This is a genomic window from Pseudomonas syringae (assembly GCF_021605415.1).
Taxonomy (GTDB): domain Bacteria; phylum Pseudomonadota; class Gammaproteobacteria; order Pseudomonadales; family Pseudomonadaceae; genus Aquipseudomonas; species Aquipseudomonas syringae_S.
In genome coordinates this window covers 52,941-75,127 of the sequence record NZ_WKEQ01000029.1, presented here as the reverse complement: position 1 = coordinate 75,127, position 22,187 = coordinate 52,941, and the positions used below count along the sequence as shown (strand labels likewise).

22 protein-coding genes, 1 tRNA gene and 1 pseudogene are annotated in these 22,187 nt (G+C 57.1%); 6 read left to right on the top strand and 18 right to left on the bottom strand.

The genetic code is table 11. The annotated features are described in order from the left end of the window. Positions 1-253: 253 nt before the first annotated feature. The 3 genes from GIW69_RS19510 to GIW69_RS19500 form a co-directional block, all read right to left on the bottom strand. Positions 254-883 (bottom strand): hypothetical protein, encoded by a 630-nt coding sequence (locus GIW69_RS19510; protein WP_236484412.1) that lies wholly within the window; start codon positions 881-883, stop codon positions 254-256. 417 nt (positions 884-1,300) lie between these two features. Continuing rightward, positions 1,301-1,561, bottom strand: coding sequence for a hypothetical protein (locus GIW69_RS19505; RefSeq protein WP_236484411.1), 261 nt, complete (start codon positions 1,559-1,561; stop codon positions 1,301-1,303). A gap of 184 nt (positions 1,562-1,745) precedes the next feature. Beyond that, positions 1,746-1,835 (bottom strand) — tRNA-Ser (locus GIW69_RS19500). Positions 1,836-2,144: 309 nt separating this feature from the next. Here GIW69_RS19500 and GIW69_RS19495 point away from each other — a divergent pair. From GIW69_RS19495 to GIW69_RS19485, 3 genes are all read left to right on the top strand, one after another. Next, positions 2,145-2,834, top strand: coding sequence for a crotonase/enoyl-CoA hydratase family protein (locus tag GIW69_RS19495; protein ID WP_236484410.1), 690 nt, complete (start codon positions 2,145-2,147; stop codon positions 2,832-2,834). A gap of 211 nt (positions 2,835-3,045) precedes the next feature. Further along, a complete protein-coding gene (locus GIW69_RS19490) occupies positions 3,046-3,768 on the top strand; it encodes a 1-acylglycerol-3-phosphate O-acyltransferase (RefSeq protein ID WP_236484409.1) in 723 nt (240 codons plus the stop codon). Between the two features lie 128 nt (positions 3,769-3,896). After that, positions 3,897-4,868: a magnesium and cobalt transport protein CorA gene (locus GIW69_RS19485; RefSeq protein ID WP_236484408.1), complete on the top strand. Its 972-nt coding sequence runs from the start codon at positions 3,897-3,899 to the stop codon at positions 4,866-4,868. A gap of 102 nt (positions 4,869-4,970) precedes the next feature. Here GIW69_RS19485 and GIW69_RS19480 read toward each other — a convergent pair whose 3' ends face one another. The 3 genes from GIW69_RS19480 to GIW69_RS19470 form a co-directional block, all read right to left on the bottom strand. Next, complete coding sequence (locus tag GIW69_RS19480) at positions 4,971-5,699, bottom strand: amidotransferase (protein ID WP_236484407.1); 729 nt, start codon at positions 5,697-5,699, stop codon at positions 4,971-4,973. A 95-nt stretch (positions 5,700-5,794) separates the two neighbouring features. After that, a complete protein-coding gene (locus GIW69_RS19475) occupies positions 5,795-7,939 on the bottom strand; it encodes a 3-hydroxyacyl-CoA dehydrogenase NAD-binding domain-containing protein (RefSeq protein ID WP_236484406.1) in 2,145 nt (714 codons plus the stop codon). Positions 7,940-7,957: 18 nt separating this feature from the next. Then, positions 7,958-9,163, bottom strand: coding sequence for an acetyl-CoA C-acetyltransferase (locus GIW69_RS19470; protein ID WP_236484405.1), 1,206 nt, complete (start codon positions 9,161-9,163; stop codon positions 7,958-7,960). A gap of 274 nt (positions 9,164-9,437) precedes the next feature. Between GIW69_RS19470 and GIW69_RS19465 the strand changes: the two genes are divergently transcribed. Together GIW69_RS19465 and GIW69_RS19460 are read left to right on the top strand one after the other, a co-directional pair. Beyond that, a complete protein-coding gene (locus tag GIW69_RS19465; RefSeq protein WP_236484416.1) occupies positions 9,438-9,650 on the top strand; it encodes a hypothetical protein in 213 nt (70 codons plus the stop codon). 94 nt (positions 9,651-9,744) lie between these two features. Further along, a pseudogene (locus GIW69_RS19460) lies at positions 9,745-10,567 on the top strand (c-type cytochrome). Between the two features lie 49 nt (positions 10,568-10,616). On the opposite strand, the gene GIW69_RS19455 reads toward GIW69_RS19460, so the two are convergent. The 10 genes from GIW69_RS19455 to GIW69_RS19410 all read right to left on the bottom strand — a co-directional run bounded on the left by GIW69_RS19455 (position 10,617) and on the right by GIW69_RS19410 (position 20,131). Next, on the bottom strand, positions 10,617-11,426 hold the full coding sequence (locus GIW69_RS19455) for a transglutaminase-like domain-containing protein (protein ID WP_236484404.1): 810 nt from the start codon (positions 11,424-11,426) through the stop codon (positions 10,617-10,619). Next, a complete protein-coding gene (locus GIW69_RS19450; RefSeq protein ID WP_236484403.1) occupies positions 11,423-12,373 on the bottom strand; it encodes an alpha-E domain-containing protein in 951 nt (316 codons plus the stop codon). The genes GIW69_RS19455 and GIW69_RS19450 overlap by 4 nt, the downstream gene beginning before the upstream one ends. A gap of 12 nt (positions 12,374-12,385) precedes the next feature. Continuing rightward, positions 12,386-13,795: a circularly permuted type 2 ATP-grasp protein gene (locus GIW69_RS19445; protein ID WP_236484402.1), complete on the bottom strand. Its 1,410-nt coding sequence runs from the start codon at positions 13,793-13,795 to the stop codon at positions 12,386-12,388. Between the two features lie 474 nt (positions 13,796-14,269). Further along, positions 14,270-14,617 carry a ribonuclease E inhibitor RraB gene (locus GIW69_RS19440; protein ID WP_236484401.1) on the bottom strand — a complete coding sequence of 116 codons (348 nt, stop codon included), beginning with the start codon at positions 14,615-14,617 and terminating at the stop codon, positions 14,270-14,272. A 199-nt stretch (positions 14,618-14,816) separates the two neighbouring features. Beyond that, positions 14,817-15,050, bottom strand: a complete 234-nt coding sequence (locus tag GIW69_RS19435; protein ID WP_236484400.1) for a hypothetical protein — start codon at positions 15,048-15,050, stop codon at positions 14,817-14,819. A gap of 155 nt (positions 15,051-15,205) precedes the next feature. Continuing rightward, entirely contained in the window at positions 15,206-16,081 is an 876-nt protein-coding gene (gene speE / locus GIW69_RS19430; protein WP_236484399.1) for a polyamine aminopropyltransferase, read from the bottom strand. 690 nt (positions 16,082-16,771) lie between these two features. Beyond that, on the bottom strand, positions 16,772-16,963 hold the full coding sequence (locus tag GIW69_RS19425; RefSeq protein WP_236484398.1) for a PLDc N-terminal domain-containing protein: 192 nt from the start codon (positions 16,961-16,963) through the stop codon (positions 16,772-16,774). A 71-nt stretch (positions 16,964-17,034) separates the two neighbouring features. Further along, positions 17,035-17,565 carry a hypothetical protein gene (locus tag GIW69_RS19420; protein WP_236484397.1) on the bottom strand — a complete coding sequence of 177 codons (531 nt, stop codon included), beginning with the start codon at positions 17,563-17,565 and terminating at the stop codon, positions 17,035-17,037. Between the two features lie 111 nt (positions 17,566-17,676). After that, a complete protein-coding gene (locus tag GIW69_RS19415) occupies positions 17,677-18,195 on the bottom strand; it encodes an ankyrin repeat domain-containing protein (RefSeq protein WP_236484396.1) in 519 nt (172 codons plus the stop codon). Positions 18,196-18,292: 97 nt separating this feature from the next. Then, the gene (locus tag GIW69_RS19410; protein WP_236484395.1) at positions 18,293-20,131 is read right to left on the bottom strand and encodes a long-chain-acyl-CoA synthetase; all 1,839 of its coding nucleotides are present in this window, start codon (positions 20,129-20,131) and stop codon (positions 18,293-18,295) included. A 386-nt stretch (positions 20,132-20,517) separates the two neighbouring features. On the opposite strand from GIW69_RS19410, the gene GIW69_RS19405 reads away from it, so the two are divergent. Next, positions 20,518-20,796: a DUF3509 domain-containing protein gene (locus GIW69_RS19405; protein ID WP_496570937.1), complete on the top strand. Its 279-nt coding sequence runs from the start codon at positions 20,518-20,520 to the stop codon at positions 20,794-20,796. Between the two features lie 88 nt (positions 20,797-20,884). Here the strand turns inward: GIW69_RS19405 and mtnC are convergent, their stop codons facing one another. Together mtnC and GIW69_RS19395 are read right to left on the bottom strand one after the other, a co-directional pair. Next, positions 20,885-21,568, bottom strand: coding sequence for an acireductone synthase (gene mtnC / locus GIW69_RS19400; RefSeq protein ID WP_236484393.1), 684 nt, complete (start codon positions 21,566-21,568; stop codon positions 20,885-20,887). Positions 21,569-21,572: 4 nt separating this feature from the next. Next, on the bottom strand, positions 21,573-22,118 hold the full coding sequence (locus GIW69_RS19395) for a 1,2-dihydroxy-3-keto-5-methylthiopentene dioxygenase (protein WP_236484392.1): 546 nt from the start codon (positions 22,116-22,118) through the stop codon (positions 21,573-21,575). Positions 22,119-22,187: the final 69 nt, after the last annotated feature.

Below are 22,187 nucleotides of genomic sequence, written 5' to 3'. Positions count from 1 at the left end.
ATCGTAGCGGTATCTTTTTACTACCAAGTTCCGCATGAGCATATGGCCTGCCCCACGTTCAATTCAGAGCTGGGTCAGGCTAGACGCCGCGCGCACTCTATCGACACACCAACGCTAGCTAATCAATGAACAACTGCTTCTTCTATATCGAGCGGACTGCGGAGAGAAGACAGGGGGTAAACTATGCATGTATTATTCGCCACCACTATTAGGCGCGAAATCAAAAATAAAAAATTATGCAGACATACTAAAACTATATCTTCGCTGCTTCCTTGTAAAAATCACCTGGTTCAATTGCAGGATAAAGAACACGTAAGCGCTCAACACATCTGTGCTCAAATTCTGCGTGCACTGACATTTCGCCTTGAAACTTTCTCCCTTTACCGGTGGCTGCTTCGAAAGTCATCTCCCTACTGATGAGATCAAGAACCTTTTGCCTACATAATACTTCGTAAGATACCACTACTTGTAGGAAGCAAACACTAAAAAGCGTTTTCAACACTTCGACGCTGCCCTTTTCGCCCTTAAATGCCTTAGGAACGACCGGGCGAGGATGGGAAAGCAATAAGCTTTTCGCCTTAATTACGTCTTTATCTTGAAAAGTAGCATATGGATTATGCGCAAAGGTATTCCTTATACTATTACAATAATCAAAAAATTTTCGCACATCTGCATTTAATACATTCAAAGCAGAAAGAAAATCAAATTTCAACAAAAAAGAAACCCTTCTCAGCTCCATTGCGTTAGCCATAGGAAGTGCTTCAAATAGAGCTTTATCAAGTACCTTATCTATCGAGAAGTGCAGCTTTACCACCAAGTTTAACAAATCGGTTTCACCTTCGATCAAGGTTCTAAAGTCTTTCTCAATAGACTCAACGTTCATCGGGTTCTCCGTGTAATTTTTCAAAGCGACAATCCGCTGCAATCCAAATTTCCGTGAGTTCGCAACAATCAAGCTGCAAACACCATATTCAAATACAGAGCAACCAAGTCTGAGTTGCCACTTCGACCCTAATGATCAGCAGTCCAGGCGCCTGCTTTCGAAATTATATCTTAACAGCAGTACCCCCATCATCTTTTCACATATAGCTCTTTTTGGACGCCAGCCCCCCCTACTTCCTCTAGAAAAGCCCGGGACGTCTATTTTGTGAACGTGGCGGTGAACGGTAGATTCGAAAGCAATTCGCGAGCGTAGGCTGCACTTTTTTTGTGAGGAAGAAATACGAGTTGCCGCAGTGGTAGGTTTCAAAAACGGCCCCCAGTCACTGGGCAAGGTGTGGGGGCTTTTGTATGAGTCACGTTACTCGAAAGTCGGCAACCGTTTTTTGGGCGGTCTGATTTCAGCGCTTCGTCGATGAAACGCTTCAGTTGCCTCGTCCGATAAAACTTTGCATTCCTCCTCGCTAAAAAGCTCCTGATCTTCCATGGCTTCAAGATAGCCAGAAAGACGAAAAAAAGTAGTCGTCAGGTGGGCGTCATCTGGCGATGCACTCACGTCTTTAATGCGCTCTTGCACAGCCTTTCGGGCCTGTTCAACTTCCCATTCACTCGGTATAGGCATCGCGAGGGTCCTTTTATTATCCATCGGGATCAGTGGGGGGCAACGCACGGGTACTTGAGCAGCGAACCAATAGAATCTTAGTGCGCGTTCCCATGGATGTTCCCATACGGGCCTTTTTCCCGCCTCTAAAAACACAAAACCCCTGAAAACTTTAACATTTTCAGGGGTTTAGTCGTTTCAAATTTGGCGGTGAAGGAGAGATTCGAACTCTCGATACAGTTTCCTGTATACACACTTTCCAGGCGTGCTCCTTAAGCCACTCGGACACTTCACCGTATCTCGTCATTCGCGTTGCGTCTGTCGAGGCGCGCTAATGTAGTCGAAAGCTTTTCCGATGGCAAAGGTTTTTTTCAGAATTTTCATGCGGTTAACGCAATAACCCGTTTGCACCTATTGGAAACCATGGCGATCCGGCCAATCTCTGGTAAGCCCGAGGCTTCTAGATAGAAGGCGATGCGTTCGCAGTGGGACTCGCTACGCCGGGCTGGCCAGGAAACGGTGACTGGCGGGTCAGTCACAGCGCTTTACCTGACTCTCGGCGGTGGGTAACGTCTGCTGCATCTTTCTTATAAGGAATAGCGTCATGAGCGACCTGATTGCCTACCACCTCGAAGACGGTATCGCGACCCTGACTCTGTGCAACGGCAAGGTCAATGCCATTTCCCCGGATGTGATTGCGGCGTTTAATACGGCGCTGGATCAGGCTGTGACTGATCGTGCCGTGGTGATCATTACCGGTCAGCCGGGGATTCTGTCCGGTGGATACGATTTGAAGGTCATGACCACCGGCCCTAAAGAGGCCGTGGCGCTGGTAACTGCCGGTTCGACCCTCGCCCGCCGCCTGCTCTCGCATCCTTTTCCCGTTATCGTCGCCTGCCCGGGACACGCCGTGGCCAAAGGCGCCTTTATTCTGTTGTCCGCCGACTACCGCATCGGTGTCGAGGGCCCGTTCAGTATTGGCCTGAATGAAGTGCAGATCGGCATGACCATGCACCACGCCGGCATTGAGCTGGCCCGTGATCGCCTGCGCCATTCGGCATTCCATCGCTCGGTAATCAATGGCGAAATGTTTGATCCGCAAAGCGCTGTCGATGCCGGTTTCCTCGACAAGGTTGTTGCCGCTGACGAACTGCAAGGCGCAGCGCTGGCGATGGCGCGTCAGTTGAAAAAAATCAATATGACTGCACACAAGAACACCAAATTGAAAGTTCGCAAGGCACTGCTTGAGACACTGGACAACGCGATCATTCAGGATCAGCAATACACAGGCTAAGCCTTCCTGCCTGCTACCAGGAGCCCGACATCGCGTCGGGCTTTTTATTAACCGTTGGTTTAAAACGATCCGATGGCTCTAGGCCGCATCTGACCGTCAATTCGGAAACATGCGCTTAAACATCGGCCATCTCCGCACTCTATAGCAGCAATTGCCGAAAACAGTGCACATCCGTACACTGCGCCACCTTTTGTTCCGGTGGGGCCTTCAAATGCTGTTTTTGCTTCGTATGTTATTGATGAGCCTGCACTTTATCGTCGCCGGGGTGCTCGGCGTAATGCTTGGCCTTTGCCGTCCGTTCAATCCAGACAACAGCCGCTTGTGCGCACGTCTCTATGCGCTTCCCGCGATGTGCATTTTGCGCCTGCGCTTGAAGGTCGACGTCGCATCGTTGGCAAGCAAGCCCAATGGCTGCGTGATCATTGCCAATCACCAGTCCAACTATGACTTGTTCGTTTTCGGCAATGTAGTGCCCCGCCGTACCGTGTGCATCGGCAAGAAAAGCCTGAAATGGGTGCCGTTGTTCGGCCAGTTGTTCTGGCTTGCGGGCAATGTGTTGATCGATCGTGGGAACGCACAGAAGGCGCGCCAGTCGATGCTTACCACCACGCATACCTTGCAGCACGAAGACACGTCAATCTGGGTATTCCCGGAAGGCACGCGCAACCTTGGGGAAGAATTGCTGCCTTTCAAGAAAGGCGCGTTTCAGATGGCAATTGCGGCCGGCGTGCCGATTATTCCAGTATGTGTCAGCAATTACGTCAAGCACATGCGCCTGAATCGCTGGAACAGCGCAGACGTCCTCATACGTTCGCTGCCGGCTATTCCTACACAAGGCCTGACCATGGATGACATGCCCAAGCTTATCGAGCAGTGTCGCGAGCAGATGCGTGAGTGCGTCGATGCGATGGATCGACAACTGCAAGCCTCGTAAAAAACAAACCCGCCCCGTGCGGGTTTTCTTTGGCCAGTGAACTGCGCAGATTTCACTGACTCTCAAGCAGTGACAGGACTAAGCTGAAGCCGTCCCCGCCATCTGCCAAGAAGAAGTGAATCACCACCATGGGTCGAGTTGTAGCTGCTGCGGTTTACAGCGCCGGTAAGAAAATCACCAATATTTCCCTCGATGAAGGCGCGGCCTGGGCCGCCAAGACCGGTCACTTTGTGTGGATCGGCCTGGAAGAGCCGAGCGCGCAGGAACTGTCCAACCTGCAACGTCAGTTCAATCTGCACGAACTGGCCATTGAAGATGCGCTGGAAAAGCACAGCCGCCCCAAGCTGGAAACCTTCGGCGACGCGCTGTTTATCGTTACGTATTCACCGGTGCGCGAGAACGGCATCCTGCAGTTCATCGAAACCCATATCTTTGCCGGCAACGGTTACATCATCACCGCGCGCAATGGTCACTCGGCGTCCTACGCTCATGTTCGCCAGCGCTGTGAGGCGCGTCCGCTGTTGCTGGAGCATGGGGAAGATTTCGTACTGTATGCCTTGCTCGACTTTGTCATCGAGAACTATCAGCCGGTAGGCGAAGCGATCCATGCCGAGATCGACGAACTTGAGCGCAACGTGCTTTGCAGTTCACTAAACGAACACGACATTCAGAAGCTTCACAGCCTGCGCCGTGACGTGTTGCGTCTACGTCGATACGCGGCGCCGATGGTGGAGATCGGTGAAGAACTGCAAAAACTGAGTTTCCCGTTCATCGACAAGAACATGCGTCCGTACTTTCGCGATGTGCAGATCCACGTCACGCGGCAGATGGAGGACTTGACCACCCTGGCCGACATCGCCAGCCAGACCATCGAGATCGGCGTGCTGCTGGAAGCGTCGCGGCAAAGCGTGGTGCAGCGCAAGTTCGCTGCGTGGGCGGCGATTCTGGCGTTCCCGACGGCGGTGGCCGGTATCTACGGAATGAATTTTCAGAACATGCCGGAGCTGACTTGGCATTACGGCTATTACGGGGTGCTGGGATTTATTACGGTGGGATGTGTGGCTTTGTGGGGGAGTTTCAAGAAGTCGGGGTGGTTGTAGACAAGACCGCGTTGCCTGGAAGATTCGCCAGCAGGCTGGCTCCTACAATTGATCTGCGGGGTTACAAAGATCCCTTGTAGGAGCTAGCCTGATGGCGATGCTTCAGCTTTGGGCTGTTTGCGGCTTGTGCGCCACAAACCGCATCATCCATTCCGCCACCGTAGCGCCGTGATGCTGATGATCCAGACTGGCCACGCCTTGGCTGTAAATCTGCTGACCCAACGCTTCCTGACGCAGATCCAGCAAAGCGCGCGAGTAATCGTGAATGAACTCCGGATGGCCCTGGAAGCACAGCACCTGGTCGTTGATGTGATACGCCGCGAACGGGCAGAAATCACTGGAGGCGATCACCGTAGCGTTTTCCGGTAACGCGGTGACCTGATCCTGATGGCTGATCAACAGCGTCAACTCTTCGCGCACCGGACTCATCCACGGCGCCTTGGCCGCGAGCTTGTAGTTGTGGGTGCCGACACCCCAACCTTGAGTCGCTCGCTCGCTCTTGCCGCCCAGCAACAGCGCCAGCAACTGATGGCCGAAGCACACGCCGAGCAATTTGTCGCCGCGCTCGTAGCGGTTCAGCAGATAGGCTCTCAGGGTTTCGATCCACGGGTCGGTGCCGAAAGAATCAGCCTTGCTGCCGGTCACCAGATACGCATCGAATGTCTCGTCCTCAGCGGGGTATTCGCCCTGCACCACGTTGTACACCGTGAACTCGGCGGCAATCGGTTGCTGCGAGAACAGGCGCTGGAACATCTGGCCGTAGCCCTGATATTGATCGATCAGTTCCGGACGCAGAATGTCGGTTTCCAGAATGCAGATGCGTAACGACATAAAAAATACCTGACACGTGATGGGGATATTGCACACCCCAGAGCCTGCCTTGAAACACGGTGGCAAGGCAAGCCCCGAAAGGTGCTTCCCGGTGCCTAAAACAGCTCGCCCTTCGCGGCTTTTTCCAGCAGCAGCGCCGGCGGGTTGAATCGCTGGCCATACTGTCCGGCCAGATACTGCGCACGGGCGACGAAATCTTTCACGCCATACTGATTGATGAACTGCAAGGCCCCCCCCGTCCACGCCGCGAAACCGATGCCGAAGATCGAGCCGACGTTAGCGTCCGCCGTCGAGGTCAGCACGCCCTCCTCCACGCAACGCACGGTTTCGATGGCTTGCACGAACAACAGCCGGTCACGCACATCCTTGGGAGGAATTTGCCCACCAGGTGTTTCGAATCGGGTTTTCAGCTCGGGCCACAGATGCTTCTGGCCACCCGCCGGATAATCATAGAACCCGCCTCCTGCTGCCTTGCCCGGCCGCTTGAATTCATTGAGCAACAAGTCAATCACGGCAAACGCCGGATGCTCAATCAGCGGTTTCCCTTCCGCCTGCAAGTCTTTGGCCGTTTGCTGACGGATATGGCTCATCAGGCTGAGGGAAACTTCGTCAGAGATCGCCAAAGGCCCGACCGGCATCCCGGCCTTGCGCGCTTCGGTCTCGATCATCGGCGCGCTCACGCCTTCGCCAAGCATGGCGATGCCTTCATGGGTGAACGTGCCGAACACCCGCGAGGTGAAGAAGCCGCGACTGTCGTTGACCACGATGGGGGTTTTCTTGATTTGCAGAACGAAATCGAAACCCCGCGCCAGGGTTTCATCGCTGGTATGCATGCCCTTGATGATCTCCACCAGCGGCATTTTCTCCACCGGACTGAAGAAATGCAGACCGATGAACTTGGCGGGGTCCGGCACCGCCGCCGCCAAACCGGTAATCGGCAAGGTCGAGGTGTTGGACGCGATCACGGCTTCTGCGCCCACCACGTTCTGCGCCGCCGAAGACACTTTGGCTTTTAGCTCACGATCCTCGAACACCGCTTCGATGATCAGGTCGCAGCCGACCAGATCGGCATCGTTATGCGTGGTGTGAATCCGCGCCAGAATCGCTTCGCGCTGTTCGGCGATCATTTGTCCGCGCGCGACTTTCTTGTCGAGCAGCGCCGCCGAATGAGCCTTGCCCTTTTCCGCAGCCGCCAGGTTGACGTCCTTGAGCACCACTTCGATGCCCGAGCAGGCGCTGACATACGCAATGCCTGCGCCCATCATGCCTGCGCCGAGCACACCGACGCGCCGCGTGATGTAGGGCGCGATGCCCTTGGGCCGTGAGCCGCCGGCGTTGATTTCATTGAGCTGAAACCAGAACGTGCCGATGAGGTTTTTCGAAATCTGCCCCGTGGTCAGTTCGGTGAAGTAGCGGGTTTCGATCAGGTGCGCGGTGTCGAAATCCACCTGCGCGCCCTCCACCGCCGCGCAGAGAATTTTTTCCGGCGCCGGCAGCGTGCCCTGGGTTTTCGTGCGCAGGATCGACGGCGCAATCGCCAGCATCTGCGCGACTTTCGGGTTTGACGGCGTGCCGCCGGGAATCTGGTAGCCCTTCACATCCCAACGCTGTACCGCCGTCGGATTGGCGAGAATCCAGGCGCGAGCCTTGGTCAGCAACTCCTCGCGCGTCGCGGCCAATTCATCAATCAAACCCGCCTGCAAGGCCTGAACCGGGCGAACTTTCTTGCCTTCGAGCAGATACGGCAACGCCTTTTCAATGCCAAGCATGCGCACCATCCGCACGACCCCGCCGCCGCCCGGCAAGAGACCCAGGGTCACCTCCGGCAGACCCAGTTGCACCGACGCATCGTCCAGTGCCACCCGATGATGGCAAGCCAGACAGATTTCCCAGCCGCCGCCGAGGGCCGCGCCGTTGATCGCCGCCGCCACCGGTTTACCGAGGGTTTCCAGTGTGCGCAACTGCCCTTTGAGGTTCAGCACCCTGTCATAAAAGGCTTTGGCTTCGGGTTTGCCGACCTTGATCAGCTCGTTGAGGTCGCCGCCGGCAAAAAACGTCTTCTTCGCCGAGGTGATGATGACCCCGGCAATGTTGTCCTTTTCCGCGACCAGACGGGCAACACAAGTGGCCATCGCCTCGCGGTAGACAGCGTTCATGGTGTTGGCGCTCTGGCCGGGTATGTCGAGGGTCAGGAGGACGATGCCGTCCTGGCCTTTTTCGTAGCGAATGGCGTCAGTCATGACTGGATTCCTTGATGGTCAGAGGCGTTCGATGATGGTGGCAATGCCCATGCCGCCGCCGACGCACAGCGTCGCCAGGCCATAGCGCAGGCGTCGGGCTTCCAGTTCATCGAGCAGGGTGCCGAGGATCGCGCAACCGGTGGCACCCAGCGGATGGCCCATGGCGATCGAACCGCCGTTGACGTTGACCTTGGCCGAATCAATGGCCATGTCCTTGATGAACTTCAGCACCACCGACGCGAATGCCTCGTTGACCTCGAACAGGTCGATGTCTTCCACGCGCAACCCGGCCTTGGCCAAGGCTTTGCGTGTCGCGGGCGCCGGGCCGGTGAGCATGATGGTCGGGTCGGTGCTGGTGACCGCCGTGGCAACGATCCGCGCCCGGGGTTGCAGGCCCAGCGCCCGGCCCTTGGCCTCGGAGCCGATCAGCATCAACGCGGCTCCGTCGACAATCCCGGAACTGTTGCCCGGCGTGTGTACGTGATTGATCCGCTCGACATGGCTATAAACCCGCAACGCCGTGGCATCGAAGCCCATCTGCCCCATCATCTCGAAGCTCGGCTTGAGCTTGCCCAAGCCTTCGAGGGTCGAGTCAGCGCGGATGAATTCATCGTGGTCGAGCAGGATGATGCCGTTCTGATCCTGCACCGGCACCAGCGACTTGTTGAACGAACCGCCCGCCCTCGCCCGCGCGGCTTTCTGTTGCGAATGCAGGGCGTAAGCGTCGACGTCCTGACGGCTGAAACCTTCAAGCGTGGCGATCAGATCCGCGCCGACGCCTTGCGGTGTGAAATGGCTGTGCAGATTGGTTTGCGGATCCAGCGCCCAGGCGCCGCCGTCGCTGCCCATTGGCACCCGGGACATCGACTCGACGCCACCGACCACCACCAGATCCTCGAAACCGGAACGCACCTTCATTGCGCCGAGATTCACCGCTTCGAGTCCGGACGCACAGAACCGATTGATCTGCACACCGGCCACGCTGACATCCCAATCGGCGACCTGCACGGCGGTTTTGGCGATGTCCGAGCCTTGATCGCCAATCGGCGTGACACAACCCAGCACAACGTCATCGACCTGGCTGGTGTCCAGCGCCGTACGCGCCTGCAATGCCGTGAGCAGCCCGGCGACCAGATTGACCGGTTTGACGCTGTGCAAGGCGCCATCGGCCTTGCCTTTGCCACGGGGCGTGCGTAACGCGTCGAAAATCAATGCTTGGGTCATGTCGTCCTCGAACCGGCTCGGTGAGTGAATTGCCTGTCGCCACTGTTGGCCCGCAAGGTCAAGGATTCAATGACCACAGCGCTCAAAGGCGTTGACGCACACGCTCAGACGGACGGTCATTACTGACCTGCTTAACCGGTTCAGGTCGGCAACCTGTCTAGCAAAAGGGTGGCGAAGAAGCTGGCAATAAGCCTCATACCTTTTTTATAGATTCGAGCGCTAAATAAATACGAAATGGATCTAAACCAAGTCGGCCGTGGGCTCTAAGGTGAAGATGTACGACGTTGCCGTCGGGTTTTGCCGAGGCACGCGTTCTCAACAGGAAGTGCATCGCTCGCCGTCATGGATATGCAGGCAAGCATCAGGAAATAACAATAAAGGCGGTCAAGCCATGTTCAAACAACCGAAAGTTCGTCAAGCAGGACTCATTCTTTTCGCCACGACGCTGTTGTTGATTTTGCCGAATCTGACCAAGGTGATCGGCTGATTTCAAGCGGCAGGTTTTGCCATTGCCATTAAAAATGTCACTGCCCGCTACCCGGGCCAGCGTGGCTGTGCCAACCTTTGCGCACTTGCACGGCATGGACGGCGATTCATTTGAAAGCTCTGATTCTATTCGGGACGTTACTGCTGAGTGCGTCCCTGTCCGCGGCACAGCTGAATCTCGAGCTGGGCACGACCCGCCGCACCTGGCAGACCGAGGAATTGCTCAACCATCCTCAGGCACAAACCCTCACGATAAAAAACGATGTGTCCTACAAGAAGGACATGACTTATCGCGTCGTGCCCCTCGCTGCGTTACTGACCGGCATACAACCGAATGACCACCTGCAAGCCGTGGCACTGGACGGCTTTGCCGCCGAACTGGCTGCCGCTCCGTTGCTCAACACAACGGGGTCAACGGCGTGGCTGGCGATCGAGGATCCGGCACAGCCATGGCCGCCGCTGTCATCATCGAAACCCAGTGCCGGACCGTTCTATCTGGTGTGGACGAATCCACAAACCGACCACATCAGCCCGGAACAGTGGCCGTTTCAGGTCGCCAGCATTAAACGCATGGCCCCCGTCGCCGAACGTTTCCCTGCCCTGCTACCGGATCCCGCGCTGAAAGCCGATGACCCGGTGAATCAGGGGTTTGTCCTGTTCCAGAAAAATTGCCTGGCTTGTCATCGATTGAACGGCGCCGGCGATGCGCAATTCGGGCCGGATCTGAATATTCCGTACAGCCCGACCGAGTATTTCGGCGCGGACTTCCTCAAACGCTACATTCGCGATCCGCAGAGCTTGCGTCAGTGGCCACAAGCGAAGATGCCGGGATTTTCAGCTGAGGTGTTGCCGGACGGCGATCTGGAAAGATTGGTGGGATACCTGAAGCACATGGCCGGGCGAAAGGTGAAGCCCTAGACAATAATCGTTCTCACGCTCTGCGTGGGAACGATCATGTCGCAAGGGTCTATTGCTGCTGGACGGAAATGATTGGCACCGGTGTCGGCGATACAAAGACTTTCGCATGCATCTGTTCGCACCCTCCGCCCCGGCGCATGCCGCGCACCGGGCAAGCGTCGAGGTAATCCAGCCCCACCGCCAGTTTCAAATGCCGCTCGGGCCGGGCCAGTTCATTGGTCACATCGAAGCTGTACCAAGCGTCATCCAGCCAGGCTTCAGCCCAGGCATGACTGGCCAAGTGCTCGCTGTTTTCGCTGTACAAATAGCCCGACACATAACGCGACGGGATTCCCAGGCTGCGCGCGCACGCCAGAAACGCGTGGGTGTGATCCTGACAAACCCCTGCCTTCCCGGCGAAAGACTGCGCGGCGCTGGTATCGACTTCGGTAGAACCCGGCGTGTACGTCATGTGCTGGTTCAAGCCATGCATCAAATCGATCAGTGCCGTGCGGTCGCGGCGTTGTTTGCAGGACTTCTCGGCAAAAGCGCGCAAGGCGTCGTCCGCTTCGGTCAAGCGGGTGACACGCAAAAAAGGCAGCGCCGACTGACTCTCATGCTCGGCCTCGCTCAACTCATCAATATCCACCTGCCCGCGCGCGCCAATGATGATCGCTTCATGAGGCTCGTCCATGGTCAGCACATGCAGGATGTTGCCGAATGGATCTAGTTGCGCGCGCACGGGGCGCGGCAGATCCAGTTGCCAACTGAGCACGTGCTGGCGCTCGCTGTCGTGAGGGGTCAATCGCAAGTATTGAATGCTCGCCCGCACCTGGTCTTCATAGTGATAGGTGGTCTCGTGGCTAATGGAAAGTCTCATGCGGCCTCCAGATAGGAGCTGTGAATAGCGTTGCCCAACTGGCGCACCAGCGGGATGAACTCGGTCAGCCAGGCGTGCAGGCCTTCGGCGAGAATTTCATTGATGCCGGTGTAGCGCAGTCGCGCGTCCATCTCCGCCGCCAAACGCTGCGCCGGTCGTCCGTTCGCGCCCGGAAGACTGGCGAGGATCTGGTCGATCTCCTCGGTGCAGGCGCGCAGCGAGCGCGGCACGTCGGCGCGCAACAGCAGCAATTCGGCAACCTGCCGGGCGCCGGGCGCATCGCGATAAATCTCGGTATAGGCCTCGAACGACGACAAGGCGCGCAGCAAAGCGCTCCACTGGTAGTAAGCGTGAGCAGTGCCGTCGCTGACCTGCTCTGCCCGGTCGCCAGCCATTTCGTAGCGGGCATCAAGCAAGCGCAAAGTGTTGTCCGCCCGCTCGATAAAGGTGCCCAAACGAATGAAACGAAATGCATCGTTCCGCATGATGGTGCCGTAGGAAGCGCCTCGAAACAGGTGTGAACGCTCCTTGATCCACTCGCAGAAACGGCTCATGCCGTAACGGCTGAGACCTTGCTCGGCGATCCCGCGAATCTCCAGCCAGGTGGCGTTGATGTTTTCCCACATGTCTGCGGTGATTCGCCCACGAACCGCGTGCGCACTGGCCCGTGCGGCGCCGAGGCAACTGTAGATGCTCGCCGGATTGGCGGCATCCAGGGCGAAAAAGTGCAGCAAGCGTTCGGCGTGTAATTCGCCGTGGCGCTCCAGATAATCTTCCAGGGTGCCGGTAATCAGCAACGGCATGGCGAGTTCGTGCAAACCGTTACCACGCCCGTCCTGTGGCATCAGCGACAACGAATAACTGACGTCGAGCATCCGTGCGAGGTTTTCCGCCCGCTCCAGGTAACGCGACATCCAATACAAATCCGAGGCAGTTCTACTTAGCATGGCAAACTTCCTTCAATCCTCGACGACCCAGGTGTCCTTGGTTCCGCCACCCTGGGAGGAATTCACCACCAGAGAGCCCTCGCGCAGGGCAACGCGGGTCAACCCGCCGGGCACGACCCGGGTTTCGCGACCGGACAAGACAAACGGGCGCAAATCGATATGGCGCGGCGCAATGCCGTTTTCGACAAAGGTCGGGCACGTAGACAGCGACAGTGTCGGTTGCGCGATGTAAGCGTGGGGCTTGGCTTTTATCCGCTCGCGGAAGGCATCGATCTCCGCCGTGGTCGCCGCCGGCCCGACCAGCATGCCGTAACCGCCGGAGCCTTGGGTTTCCTTGACCACCAGATCCGGCAGATTCGCCAGCACGTGGGACAGCTCGGAGGGATTGCGACATTGCCAGGTCGGTACGTTCTTCAGGATCGGCTCTTCGTCCAGGTAGAAACGGATCATGTCGGTGACGAACGGATACACCGATTTGTCGTCGGCCACGCCGGTGCCGATGGCGTTGGCCAGCACCACGTTGCCAGAGCGATAGGACGACAGCAGCCCCGGTACGCCAAGCATCGAATCAGGGTTGAACGCCAATGGATCAAGGAACGCGTCGTCGAGTCGACGGTAAATCACGTCCACCGCTTTCGGGCCATCCGTGGTGCGCATGAAGACTTTGTCGTCGCGCACGAACAGATCCGCACCTTCCACCAGTTCCACGCCCATTTCTCGCGCCAGGAAGGCATGCTCGAAAAACGCACTGTTGAACCGCCCCGGCGTCAACACGACCACGCTCGGGTTGTCGATCGGGCTTGAGCTTTTCAGGGTGTCGAGCAACAGGTTCGGGTAATGGTCGATAGGCGCGATGCGCTGGGCGGCGAACAGCTCGGGGAACAGACGCATCATCATCTTGCGGTCTTCGAGCATGTAGCTCACGCCGCTCGGTGTGCGCAGATTGTCTTCGAGCACGTAGTAGGTGCCGTCGCCATCACGCACCAGATCGACGCCGGAAATGTGCGAATAGATGTCACGGTGCAGATCCAGCCCTTGCATCGCTATCTGATATTGCTCGTTGGCCAGCACCTGTTCGGCGGGAATGATCCCGGCCTTGATGATGCGCTGCTCGTGATACAGGTCAGCGAGAAACATGTTCAGCGCCTTGACCCGCTGAATGCAGCCGCGCTCGACAATCCGCCATTCACTGGCGGGGATGCTGCGAGGGATGGTGTCGAACGGAATCAGGCGCTCTGTCCCCTGCTCATCCCCATAGAGCGTGAAAGTGATTCCGGCGCGATGAAACAACAGATCGGCTTCGCGTCGCCGTTGTGCCAGAAGCTCATCGGGCGTCTCGGCCAGCCAACGGGCAAACTCCCGATAATGCGGGCGAACCTGGCCGCCTGCATCGTACATCTCATCAAAATAGGTGCGGATCATGCCGTACTCCTTGTCACCCGGACATACAGGCCTTCGCAAGGCCCGTGCCATCGGCAGAAACGCTTTGATTTCAATCGGTTGGATTATCACGCCAGAGGTGCCGCACCATTCCTGTGCGACAAATGCCCCAAGCCAACCGCCCCCGCTTCATTGCGACGCAGTGCCGCCGCCTATCACCAGCATAGTCAGAGTTGATTTCACTGCCCGGCCATGGCTGCGGATAATCCGCGCATTCGCTCAAAACTTCGTTGCTGAAGGTGTCGGCATCACTGTTTCGGCTGCATTGCCAGCCCACACCGCTGCAAAACTGACTGGTTTGCGCTCCTTTCCGGTCTTCCCTTTTAGCCACCCTCTGCGGTGGCTTTTTTTTGCGTTGTTTAAAAGCAAAAGATCGCAGCCTTCGGCGGTGCCTACAGGTTGTGTATCACCTGTAGAAGCCGCCGAAGGCTGCGATCTTTTGTTGTTAAACAGATGTCAGTTCAAACGACGCCGATGACTGACATCCTGTTTGACACCCCACCCCTCGATGATGCCGCCCAGCGGTTCGACCACCGCCGAAAAACCCAGCTCAAATGCATCGATGCCGCCATAAGTCGCGTACATTACTTTGCTCAATTCCAGTGACCAGGCGCCATCGTCACGCTCGATGACCTGAGCATTGATGGACTCCCCATGAAAATGATTCGCCGCCCTGCGTGCCCGCTCCTCGGTCGGGAAAATGGCGTAAAACTCGATAGGATGGAACCGGGAAAAATCAAAACCGCCTTCTTTCATGCGGCGCAGCACGTTGCTGCTGATGTCTTCTTGATAGGCTGTGCTCATGAATCGTCCCCCTCGCATAGATGGATAGACTTTCCGTAATCCCGCCCCCTGATCGAACAGATCAACGCGTGTCGCCGACGGGAAAACAAGCATGTAGCTGAGAAGACCAGACCTTAGCGAATCATTCGCTGATCTCGCTTGCAGAGTAGCCCCAAGATAGAGCCATTGCCAAGGCCTGGTTTGACGTGACAAGAAGTTTTCAGATGGGAGTGATGCTGAGGATTTCAATACTGTTTTGCGTTTTCAGGTTTTTCACGCCTGCATCAGTGGTTCGCCCTTCCAGATCATTCAGATCCAGTTCAGCGGCGACAGGAAGGAGACGTTCCTTGACGAGCTTCGCGGCTTGCTCGTGATTCGGGCATTCCTCGCGCTCGAAGACCTCGTTGTCCGTTTCACCATGATCGTCCACGAAAGTGACTTTCCACTTTTGCATCGGTGCCTCCTTGATCAAACCCGCAAATGGGCTTACCACTATCTCGACTGGACGCCGGGGTGTTGGTTCAAAAGGATTACAGCGCCGGACATGAAGAAAACGACATCTCCTGTGGGAGCTGCCGCAGGTTGCGGCAGCTCCCACAAGGGGTGGTGTCAGTCGTTGCTTGGCTTGCCGATGGCTTGAAGGACGTATTGCGGCAAGGCGAATGCGCCAATGTGGATTTCCGGGTTGTAGTAGCGCGTGACGATTGCGCTGGCGATGAAGCGCTGTTGCAGCGCTTCACGGCTCAGTTTGCGGTAGGCCGGGTTGGTCGATCCCCAGGCAAACGTCATCGAACCGCCGATGTAGGTTGGCACAGCGGCTTGGTAGAAATGCCAGTCCGGGAACAAGCTGCTCAAGCGACCGGCGGTGGTTTTCACTTCGCCGATCTGCATGAACGGCGTGCCGTTCTGCGTTACCAGAATGCCGCCCTCGTTCAGGCAGCGATGGCACGCCTGATAGAAGTTTTCCGAGAACAACACCTCGCCCGGTCCGATCGGATCGGTGGAGTCGGAAATGATCACGTCGAATTTCTCGGTGGTGGTCGCAACAAAACGCATGCCATCATCGATCACCAGGTTCAGACGCGCGTCGTCATAAGCACCGTTGGAGTGATTCGGCAGAAACTCTTTGCACATATCAACCACAGTGCCGTCGATCTCGACCATGGTGATGTGCTCGACACCGGCGTGCTTGCTCACCTCACGCAACATACCGCCGTCACCGCCACCGATGATCAACACGCGCTTGGCGTTGCCATGGGCCAGGATCGGCACGTGAGTGAGCATCTCGTGATAAATGAACTCATCGGCCTCGGTGGTCTGAATCACACCGTCCAGCGCCATCACCCGGCCCATGACCGGGTTCTCGAAAATCACCAGATGCTGATGCTCGGTGCGCACTTCGTGCAGCAGTTTGTCCATGCGAAAACGCTGGCCGTAACCTTCGTAAAGGGTTTCCAGATACTCGCCGGTCAGGGTAGTGGTCATGGGGAAGTGCTCCGATGAATGCGGGGGCAACGGACGGTTACCCGCCCATGAAGGCCAATCGAAGGATCGATTGCCCGGGAAAGGCGCGCATTCTACGTTGCGGGAGATGACAGGTCGAACCTTCGTCAGATGGATGACACCAACCCGCCAGGTCGGAGCTGCCGAAGGCTGCGATCTTTTGACGTTGTTTTTTAAAAGCAAGATCAAAAGATCGTCCGAACGCGCCCGAGCTTTCGGCAGCACCTACAGGGGAATGGGTTGACTGGTGAGAGATTGGTCGGCTGTCAGGCCGCCATCGCTGGCAAGCCAGCTCCCACAAGAATTGGAGCTGCCGCACTTACGCTTTTCACCACTCAACAGGCCGAGTGTCAGCTCGCCAGCAGCTCTTGATCTTGATCTTGATCCACCCGCCCCTTCGGAAGGCTGAGTGGAGGTGTTCATCCGGGGATTGGCGCAACGCGCCGGGCAGCGAAGCTGCACTCATCGACGAAGTCGATGCCCCCGGATGGACGCCGGAGCGAAGGAACCCGAGCCTGCGAGGGCCGAACGCCGGGGCGAGACCTTTGCTTCCTTTGGGCTGGGCCGGCATTCCGGCGTTTGCCAAAGGGAGTCGACCGTCAGGGCGAAACCATAAGCCGCCGTTACCGCAGCAACGGATATGTACACCCGAATATGTACACACCCAAAACGTCAAACCCGAACATTACCCCGCGGCCCGGCAATCGCCCAAATAATCAACCCCAGCACCGGCAGCAAGATAATCAAAAGTACCCAAAGAATCTTCGCCCCAGTCCCGGCGCCACTCTTGAGCACATTGATAATCGCCCAGATATCCAGGGCAAGAATGATCAGACCAATCAATCCGTTAAACGTGGAACCCATGGTGTCGCTCCAAAATAGTGACATGCACTCTTAGGATAGACGGCCCTCACCAGGGTTCCGTTTTATTCACTTTAAACGTGAACAGCGACCTTCAAGGCCTCCAACGCAGGCGCTGCCGCAATCCCGGCCTGAGCGCACAGCTCCAGCACCCGGGGCACGTCATCGCCATACACCAACACCATTTGCAGCTCATCATCCAGCAACTGACTGAAGTTCATCAGCGTGTAACCGCCATGCTCCTTGCTCAGGCTGCTCATCTGCACCTGAATGCGATTCAGCGCCGTCAGTGCTTCGGTCTTTGCCAGTTGCTTGGGCTTCAAATTGAAATCAACACCGGGGCCAAACGACGCCACGATCTGCGCAAACAGATCACCGTAAGTATCAGCCTGAAACAGGACAGTCTCCGGCAAGCTGCCCACTACCACCCACTCCCCCAAAGGCATCGGGAAAGTGTCGTCGTAGTTGATATCCGGATTGGCGGTCAGAAAGGCATCTGCATCGGCGTAGGCTTGCGACGCTTCGTCGGCAACCTTCAGGATCTCGTCCTCGCCCATGCAGCCGGAGCTGATTTTGCTGATGAGTTCAACGAGTAAGGCTTTCATGGCGGTGAATCCTGTAGCGAAGGAGATTTTGAGGGCGCGAAGAATAACGCAGAAACTCAACACATCGCAGCCCACAAGCCACCTGCCGCAGGCTGCGATCTATCAAACCCTTCAGCCGAGCAGCTTTTCCAACTGCGCCGTCGTATCAACGGCGCCCATCGTACGGGCCGCATCCAGCGCAGTAATGCCATTGGCATCTTTGGCTTTCGGATCAGCGCCTTTTTCAATCAGGTAATCAACAATTTCAACACGGTTAAACATCGCAGCCATCATCAGCGCGGTACGGCCATCGAAAGACGAACCCTCAATCTCCGCTCCGCCTTCGACCAACGCTTTAACCACCGCCAGATCCCCCTTGAACGCCGCACCGGCAATCGGGCTCTGGCCATTGCCGTTACGCAATTCCGGATCGGCCTTGTGCTTGAGCAGCACTTGCACCGCATCGACATGGCCGTAATAGCTGGCGAGCATCAACAAGGTATCGCCCTTGCCGTTGCGCAGGTTGACCGGCAGACCGGCGCCGATCAATCGATCCAGCATCACCGCGTCACCGTCACGCGCCTTGTTGAACACCTGTTCGGTGAATTCGGCGGCTTCGTCTTCGGTCATCTGGCGGCTTTGGTCGGACATGGGGCAACTCCACTTTTGGTCAATCGCAAAGCCGACAGTTTCCCGAGCGAGGGGAAAACTGTCACCCCCTTTTTCTTGAGAATGCTCATAGCCAGATTCAATAGCGGTATTTGCCGCCGCGAATATCCGCCAGGATCTGCTCTGTCACCTGCACATAAGTCTGACTGCCGGGCAGCCAGGCAAAGATTGGGTCATCGCCGGCAAGACCGGGGTCGAAGCCTTCCTGTTTGAGCCGGGTTTTCTGGTATTTGAAGGTGCCGGTGGTTTCCATCTTCACCTTCACGCGCAGAAACAAAGGCACCGCGTAAACCGGCATGCGTTGACGGGCAAAGGCCAGCAGTTCGGCGAAATCCAGTGTGGCGAGGGATTCGGTTGGCGTGATCGCCGCCATGCCGGCGCGACCGTTGGTGTTCTGCACTTCGACGCCATATGCCACGGCTTCGCAGATGCTGGGATGTTGCAGCAGCAAGTTTTCGACTTCGGTGGTCGAGACGTTTTCACCCTTCCAGCGGTAGGTATCGCCCAGTCGATCGACGAATTGCGCATGGCCGAAACCGATATTGCGCAGCAGGTCACCGGTGTTGAAGTAACGATCGCCCGGCTCGAAAACATCCTCCAGCACCACCTTGGCGGTTTTCTGCGGATCGGTGTAGCCGTCCAGCGGCGCCTTGTCATCGATTCGCGCCAACAACAGGCCCGGCTCGCCCTTGGCGACCTTGCGCATGAATCCATCGACCTCGCGAAGCGGTTGTCCGCTGTCGTGATCGTAAGCCACCAGCTCCCACGCCATCAGCGAGAAGCCGATGGTGTTGTCGAAATTGAGCATGTTAATGAAGCCGATGTTGCCGTCACTCGCCGCGTACAGCTCGCAGATGTGCCGCACCGCAAACCGTGTCTTGAATTCAACCCACGCGCCAGGGCGCAGGCCGTTGCCGATCATCTTGCGCACGCCGTGGGTGCCGTCGTCGGCACTGGGCGGCTGATCCACCAGATAGCGGCACAGTTCGCCGACGTAACCGATGGTGGTTGCGCGATAGCGGCGTACATCGCTCCAGAACTGGCTGGCGCTGAATTTGCGGCGGATGGCGAATCCCGAAGCGCCACTGATCGCCGAGCCCCAGCACACGCAAAGCCCGGTGGCGTGATACAGCGGCAATGGGCAATAAATCACATCAGCCGGCTGCATGTTCAGGGCAATCAACCCGAAGCTGACTGAACTGCGCATCCAGCGCCCGTGCTTGAATACCCCGGCCTTGGGCAACCCGGTGGTGCCGGACGTGTAGATGTAGAAACACGGATCGTCGAAAAAGATCTGCCGACTGCTCGCCGGATTTTCACCGGACGCATCGGCGCTGGCGCTGATCAGATTGACGTAACCGTCGGGCGCAATGCCCGGATGGCTGAAGGTATCCTGATCGGCGATAAACCAGGTGCGGGCCGGCTCAATGTCGACTTGTCCGCGCACGGCGGCATAGACCGGCAACAACTCTTCGCCCACGACAATCGCCACAGGCATCACCAGATTCAGACTGTGGATAAGTGTGTCGCGGGTTTGCGAGGTATTGAGCAGCGCGGTGACAGCGCCGACCTTGGCCAGCGCAAGGATCGTCACCAGCAATTCCGCACGGTTTTCGATGAACACCGCCACCACATTACCTTTGACGATGCCTTGCGCCGACAAATGATGGGCGATGCGATTGGCCCATTGATTGACTTGCGCATAACTGAGCACCCTCTCGTCCTGCAACAACGCAGGGCCACCGGGATTGCGCAGCGTTGCTTGCTCGAACGTCCAGCCGAGGCCACACGGTTGGGTCGGATCCGTGACGTTGGCGGCCTTCATGCCTTTGACCACCCGAGGGATGGTTCGAAAAAGAGTCGGCAGCTTACGGAGCATCATGCCCCAGGTGATCGTGTCGCTCGGCGCATGGCGCATGACAAACCCCGTTCGACTCTGGCGCGCAGGTCGGTTTTTTATTGTCGGGCAAGCAGGTGAGGCAACCGGCACGCGAGGCGCGGTTCGAAACTGAAAGTACGTCAGCGCTTCTCGGGCTGTACACGCAGTTTTTGCAATGTTTTGTATCCATGGATCAGGCGAAGCGGCCAGAGATTGCGGTTATTGCATTTGGTTCCATGGAGACGATAACAATCCCGCAAAATGCAGGATGCACGATGGCCATTCATGCAGATTGCACGACAACTAAAATATCGCTCCTCTTCAAGTCATTGATTTATAAGGATTAATCAAAAGAAGAATACTGGCATAATCGCTGCAACTCTCTCTGCATGCTTGCCATTCAAGTGCATACGGAGCTGAAAGACATGAGCCTGATCCAAGAAAAATTTACCTCCCTCTTCTCCAACTTCGAAGTCAACACTGCCCCACGTCCCGATGGCGGGATTCTGCTGACATTGCGTAGCAGCGACGGCAAAGTGTTTAAACGCGCACTCACTTATCAGCAGCTGCATGCCGGTGACCAACTGTCCTGGGCGATCAGTGCCATTCGCCGCGATTTGGCGGAGCAGGCCAGCGAGCTGCCGCAGATCGGCATGCTGCAAAGCCAGCAGCGCTTTGCTTTGCCGACCTACCATTCGCTCTGATTTAAACGCATAAAGCACAACAGGCCGTGAAGCGAGCGCTTCACGGCCTGTTTTTTGTGCCTGAATTCAAAACTTGTGGGTCACGACGTTAGAAGGCTTCCGGTTCGATCCCGGTAAAACTGTCGACCGTTACATGATCGACCAGCTCCCCACCTTCTCGGGCGAGTCCGCAGGTTTGCAGACCGGCCGCCCGGGCGGCGTCCAGCTCCTCGACGATGTCCGAAAGAAACAGAATCTGCGTCGGCTCGACACCGATGGCCTGTTGAATATTGCTGTACGACTGCGCTTCACGCTTGGGCCCCGATGTGGTGTCGAAATAGCCGCTGAACAGCGGCGTCAGGTCGCCGGCCTCGGAGCAGCCGAAAATCAGCTTCTGCGCCTGGATCGACCCCGACGAATAAACAAACAGTTGATAGCCTGTCTGATGCCAGCGCTTCAGCGCCTCAACAGCATCCGGATAAACGTGGCCCTTCAACTGCCCCGCCTGATATCCCTGCTCCCAGACCATCCCCTGCAACGCCTTGAGCGGCGTGGCTTTGCGGTCTTCGGCGATCCAGCTCAGCAGAATCTCGACGACGCGTTCCACATCGGCCTGCGGCTCATTGCTGTCGCGGCGCACAGCTTCCAGTTGCTCGGCGACGTCGGCACGGTCGGCGTTCTGGCGAATAAAGTCCGGCAGGTGCCTGGCAGCGTAGGGAAACAACACGTCGAACACGAAACTCACCGCGCTGGTGGTGCCTTCGATGTCGGTAAGAATGACTTTGATCGACATCGACTCAGTCCTCCAGGCGCGGAAACTGGCCGGCGATGTCATCGCCGGTGAAGTTGGCGACCCAGCCTTCGGGATTGTTGAACAGACGAATTGCCACAAAGTGAGGGTGCTCGCCCATGTCGAACCAATGCTTGGTGCCGGCCGGTACCGAAATCAGATCGTTCTTTTCGCAGAGCACCGCGTAGACGTAATCGTCGATGTGCAGGGTAAACAGGCCACGTCCCGCGACGAAAAATCGTACCTCGTCTTCACCGTGGCGATGTTCTTCAAGGAACTTGGCGCGCAGCTCGGCTTTTTGCGGGTGGTCGCTGTTCAGGCTGATGACGTCCACGGTGATGTAACCGCGTTCGGTCATCAGTTTGTCGATCTGCTCCTGATAAGCGCTGATCACTTCTTCCTGGCTGGCGCCGGGCTGGATCTTTGCCGCCGCTTGCCAGCGGTCGAAACGCACGCCCTGCTCGGCCAGCGTCGAGGCAATGTCTTCGAAATGGGTCAGCACCTTGTTGGGAATTTCAGGGCTGGAGACGTGATAGACGGACAGGCTGCTCATGGGGCAATTCCTCGGTATCGGCCGCGCCGTCCGGTTTGTCGACACCGGTCGGGCGCAGGGCTGCATCAG